This is a genomic window from Ectothiorhodospira mobilis (assembly GCF_016584115.1).
Taxonomy (GTDB): Bacteria; Pseudomonadota; Gammaproteobacteria; order Ectothiorhodospirales; family Ectothiorhodospiraceae; genus Ectothiorhodospira; species Ectothiorhodospira mobilis.
Window position 1 is genome coordinate 1 of sequence record NZ_NRSK01000055.1, and the last position, 5,224, is coordinate 5,224.

At 59.2% G+C, this 5,224-nt stretch carries 4 protein-coding genes and 1 pseudogene; all 5 read right to left on the bottom strand.

Annotated features, from left to right (window positions below):
* A pseudogene (locus tag CKO33_RS13050) lies at positions 1 to 199 on the bottom strand (PfkB family carbohydrate kinase); the annotation flags it as partial.
* 97 nt (positions 200 to 296) lie between these two features.
* A complete protein-coding gene (locus CKO33_RS13055; RefSeq protein ID WP_200182662.1) occupies positions 297 to 1,394 on the bottom strand; it encodes a glycosyltransferase in 1,098 nt (365 codons plus the stop codon).
* A complete protein-coding gene (locus CKO33_RS13060; protein ID WP_200182663.1) occupies positions 1,394 to 2,395 on the bottom strand; it encodes a glycosyltransferase family 9 protein in 1,002 nt (333 codons plus the stop codon). The genes CKO33_RS13055 and CKO33_RS13060 overlap by 1 nt, the downstream gene beginning before the upstream one ends.
* Before the next feature lie 96 nt (positions 2,396 to 2,491).
* Positions 2,492 to 3,421: a hypothetical protein gene (locus tag CKO33_RS13065; RefSeq protein WP_200182664.1), complete on the bottom strand. Its 930-nt coding sequence runs from the start codon at positions 3,419 to 3,421 to the stop codon at positions 2,492 to 2,494.
* Positions 3,411 to 4,814 carry an O-antigen ligase family protein gene (locus tag CKO33_RS13070; RefSeq protein WP_200182665.1) on the bottom strand — a complete coding sequence of 468 codons (1,404 nt, stop codon included), beginning with the start codon at positions 4,812 to 4,814 and terminating at the stop codon, positions 3,411 to 3,413. The genes CKO33_RS13065 and CKO33_RS13070 overlap by 11 nt, the downstream gene beginning before the upstream one ends.
* Positions 4,815 to 5,224 lie beyond the last annotated feature (410 nt).

Below are 5,224 nucleotides of genomic sequence, written 5' to 3' on the forward strand. Positions count from 1 at the left end.
CCCCCACCCCCAACCGGGCCAGGTTCACCGCCACGTTGGCCGCCCCGCCGGCACGCTCCTCCACCCCGGTGACCTGCACCACCGGCACCGGGGCCTCCGGCGAGATGCGCGCGGCGGGCCCGGACCAGTAGCGGTCCAGCATCAGATCCCCCGCCACCACCACGCGGGCCCGGTCGAACGCCGGCCAGTCCAGATTCATGGCCGCTCACCTCATCTTGGCTCTATGGGAAAGGGCGGGGATGTTACCCGGCAGGAGACGCCGGGGCCAGTGGGCGCCCGCGGCCCCCAAGATGGATTCAGCCCCGGACGGGCGCCGCACCGAGGACCTCCTGATAGACCCGCAGATTGCCCTCCACCATGGCATCGATGGAGAACCGGGCCTGCACCCGCCGCCGACCGGCGGCCCCCAGGCGGGCGCGCCGCTCCGGGTCCTTGAGCAGGTCCACCACCGCCCGTTCCAGGGCCGGGGAATCCCCCGGGGGCACCAGCACACCGGCATCCTCCCCAATGATCTCGGGCACCCCCCCCGCACGGGCCCCCACCAGGGGCACGCCGCAGGCCGCCGCCTGCAGCAGGGACACCCCCAGTCCCTCCATCTCCGCCGGATGCACCACCAGGTCCAGGCAGGGCAGCACCCGCTCCAGATCGTCCCGGAACCCCATCAGGGCCACATGCCCCGCCAGCCCCTCCTCCTGGATCTGCGCCCGCAGCTCCGCCTCCAGGGGGCCCTGGCCGAAGAACAGGAATCGCACCCGGGGCTCCGCCTGGATGATCCCGGGGATGGCCGCCAGCAGGTGGCGGTGCCCCTTGCGGGGGATGAGCTGGGCCACCACCCCCACGGTCTTCTCGTATTCCTCCAGACCGAAGGCATCCTGGAACCACGCCCGGTCACACACCGGGCGGTAGCGCTCCGTATCCACGGCACTGGGAACGCACACCACCCGCCGCGACGGCACCCCCTCGTGGATCAGCACCTGCCGGATAGCCTCCGAAATGGTGATCACGCGATGAAACAGCCGATACTTCAACCGCGCCCAGGGGGCGGGCTCGGGGTTGTCCACGCGGCGCGACACCACCGCCGGCACCCGCGTCCAGCGGGCCGCCAGTCCGCCCCATACATCCGCCCCGCGGCGGCTGTGCAGATGCACCACGTCCGGCCGCACCTGGCGCATCACCCGCACCAGCCGGTGCACGAACTTCAGATCCAGATCCCCGCCCATGGGCAGGGGCCACACCCGCTCGCAGTAAGCCCCGGCCCCCTCGGCGACGTCGGCCCCCTCGGGGCAGACCAGGACGTTGGCGACCCCGCGCCGGGCCAGACCCTCCATGAGATAACGCACCTGCAGGGCCCCGCCGTACAGATGCCGGCCCGCCTCCACATGCAGCACACGCATCAGGTTCTCTCCTCCCCATGGGGCATGACCTGCGCCACCCGCTGCAGCACCTCCTCGGGGGTGATGCCGGTCATGCAATCGAAGCGCCCGTCGCAGACCGGATTGCGCCGGCACGGGGCGCAGGGCAGATCATGATAGATCACCGTGGTGTTCTCCCGGCCCGTCTCCAGATAGGGACAGGTGGACCCGAACAGGGCCACCGTGGGCACATCGAAGGCGGGCCCCATGTGGGTCAGCCCCGTATCCACCCCCACCAGCAGTCGTGCCCCGCGGATCACCGCCGCCGCTTGGGTGAGGGAGGTCCTGCCCACCAGATCCTCCACCGCCTCCCCCGCCCGGGCCGCGATACGCTGCGCCGCCGCCCGATCCCCCGGCCCACCCAGCAGCACCAGGGGCAGACCATGGTGGGCATGCAGCTCACGGGCCAGATCCACCCAGGCCTGTTCCACCCAGTGCTTCTGTGGCCGGGTGGTGAAGGGGCAGCCCACGGCGTAGGATCGTTGTCCCACGCGCGCCTCCAACAGTACCCTCGCCGAGCGTTCCGCCTCCGCTCCGATGCCGACCTCCATACGGAAATCCGCCACCGGCAGCTCCAGCGCCTCAGCCAGAAACCGGTACTCCGAACCGATCAACTCGGCCCGTCCACCGCGCTCGACCACGTGCGTCATCAACCACCGGCTACCCTCACGCGAGCCCAGCCCCACGCGCTCGGGCGCCCCGGAAAGCCAGGCCAGCAAACCGCTCTTCATCAGACCCTGCAGATCGATGGCGAGATCAAACCCACGCCCCCGCAGCTCGCGCCGAAAGGCTCGTACACGCCGCGCCAACTCGAGATAATGCCGTTCGGCCAAGAGCTGGCGCCACTCGGCGCGGGGCCATACGATCACCTCGTCTAGCTGTGGATGGTCCACCAGCAGATCCCGGGACTCGGGCTGCACCAGCCAGGCGATGTGCGCCTGCGGATAACGCCGACGCAACGCCCCCACCAGCGGCGAGGCCATCACGATGTCGCCGATGGCGGAGAGGCGGATGAGTAGGATTCTATACGGCCCATTCACTGGCGCATCCCTCGCTGGAGATCAGCCTCTGTTGCTGGTTCACATGGGATAGCCATATACCGAGAGTGGGTATTCGATTCGATGGGCCAAGCGACGATTGGATTCAGCATACCGCGCACGGATGTAAGCGACGTTCTTTGTGCCCAGTAACATTTCTGGACTGACCTGATCACCCAAGACCGGAAGCTTGCTAAGCCGTTTCAGAGTACTGCCGCGCAACTTATAAAAACCATGAACGTGAAGCCAGTAACGCTTGTAAATGACATCTCTGTAGCTGAAATGATTGAGAAACCGTGCCAGTGGCAATACACCACGGCCATAGGGAGGATTAGGACGAGCATCCGGAAGGGCCTCCAGATCAACCTTCATACCGAATCGAAGCAAATAGTCTTCCATGAATGACTGATTATCTTTCTTGAAGGCTTCATAGGGATACACGTGCACCCGTTCTTGGCCAAAAAGTTCTTCATATAACTCAACTAGAGCCGTGTAATCGAAGTGATCGAAGGAGAAAAGGGGTGCCTTCGCCGGCTGAAATCCGGATTCGGTCAAATAACGCTGGTGGTGCAGATAGCGATTTATAGAATATGTTCCACCCTCCTTGACGTACTGGCGGTAGACCGATGCGATCATATCCACCTGATTCCGGACGAAGATAACCACGTCCGAATCCGGCAAGACCCGGTTCAGCCGCCGCGCGATCTCACGCGTAAAACACCCAAAAAGGCCGCCATTGTGGATATTTCCACTGAGCTCTTCCTCGCATAGGATAAAGGGGATATTGACCTTACCCCCCAGTGCACTCACTGCCGCTTTTTCATCGAACATGAGTCCACTATCTCGAAGGAAGGCGGCCCTTACGCGTTTCCGGTGAATATATTCACCATTCTCCACACGAGGATAAAGCACACGCTGAAACCAGTTGGTCGCAGTCTTGTGGTAGCCAATATGGATAAGATTACGTCTCATAGCATGCCCTATCACGTTTTGCATTCATTAGCGTGGCAGTCAGCGCCAAACCACTGACCATCGCCAGAACGGCTGTGCCATGAGAATCATCGTGCCGCACCTGAGCGAAACTAATCAGCAATAAGAAAACGCCGCTTGCCCCAAAAAAGTGAACGAATTCCCTGGAAACTTGCTCCCTATGGTAGGCTCGCATCAGAGCAAAAAAAAGACTTCCCAGAAGACCGGAAAAAATCAGACATCCAACAACACCGATCTCTATAAGCAGCTGCAGGTATAGATTATGAAAATGAGGAAAATCGGGCAAGTCGGGGATACCTTCAATAAGCGCAGAGGCACTGCCTGGACCCCAACCAAAGAAAGGCTTTTCAAGAATAAAGCCTCCGGCATTAATCCAGAGCCGGACACGATAGCCAATACTACCCCGCTCCATTTCATCCAACTCAAATGCTGTTAATGCCTGAATAGTGCCCTGCTCTTGAGTCAACCGATCTTTGACTACATCTGCGCAGAAATAACCCAAAGTGGCAACTAGAAGAGCCAGCACAAAGATTCCGATTTTGATGTGACCTCCGAACCTGCCGCCGCCTTGCAAAAAAAGCGCTCTCATCGTCACCATGGAAAGCACAAACAACACTGGAAATAGGCCCACCCATACAGAACGAGACTGGGTAAACAGGATCATCAGAAGACAAATCAAAGCCAGAATTACCGTCGTCAGATAAACCCCCAAACGAATCCATCGTTTTAACGGTCTCACCCACGATCGTATTGCAGGCAGAAAGGCTACAAGAGCCAACAGAGTCAGAGAGAAATAGACGCCCAATCCATTCACGCTAATTTCAGAATTCATTCTGTGTCCATTCCAGTATGCTCGAAGGTCATCCACTGCTAGGTAGGGAACTATTGGCATGAGCAATGCCAAGAAGGACAGACCGAGCATAAGGGCAATCCGTCTCTTATTGCCGCCCAACACCATTCCCACCAGCAACGTGGGGAGACCGGTAAAAATCAGCAGTTCCTGAAACCCCCGGTCAACATTTTGAGCCAAACCATAGGGGTCTCCTGCCACCCAGATGGCGCACACCACTAAATAAGCGAGCATGGCCGCAGACCACCACAAAAAGGGTTCGCAACGATAGCTTTCCCAGAAAGTAGGCCAACGAAGGGCGACTCCTAGCAACATGAGACCCAAGCCCGAATTAACGAACCCCGTCTTCAAAGTAAAGCCACCGGCCATCACCATGAGCCCTAGTAGACCAACCCAACTGCCGACCAATTCCCTCAGATGCAGACTATAGCCTATCTTTTTTGAAGGAATGACAAAATCATTTTTCATCGGCTTCAACAAATAAATACTCACACTATTCGATACTTTCTGAAATCCCAAATCCATAATTTTACCTTACCTTTAAGGTCCTATCTAGCTGCATACATGTATAAGAAATAAATCGGAATGAACCTGCTGCCAGGCCTTGATAATTTCCAACAGGGCGCGATATCCTAACGCCTTTTAGCCGATGTGAACCCTGAATTCATAGAGCATACTATTGGGCACTTCGAAAGTTGACCCACCCCGAGCGTTATACCCCTAAGTGTTGGGTCTCGCTTGATTGTATACCGCGAGAGAAGCCCCCCTGCTCCATGCACGGGAGTGGCTGAGTATTGTGGCCGAAGATCCAACGCAGGACTGACCTCATGGCGAGTACCTGTTGGGTCTCGCTTGATTGTATACCGCATGATAAGGCCCCCCTGTTTCATGCGCGGGAGTGGTTGAGTATTGTGGCCGATGATCCAACGCAGGAC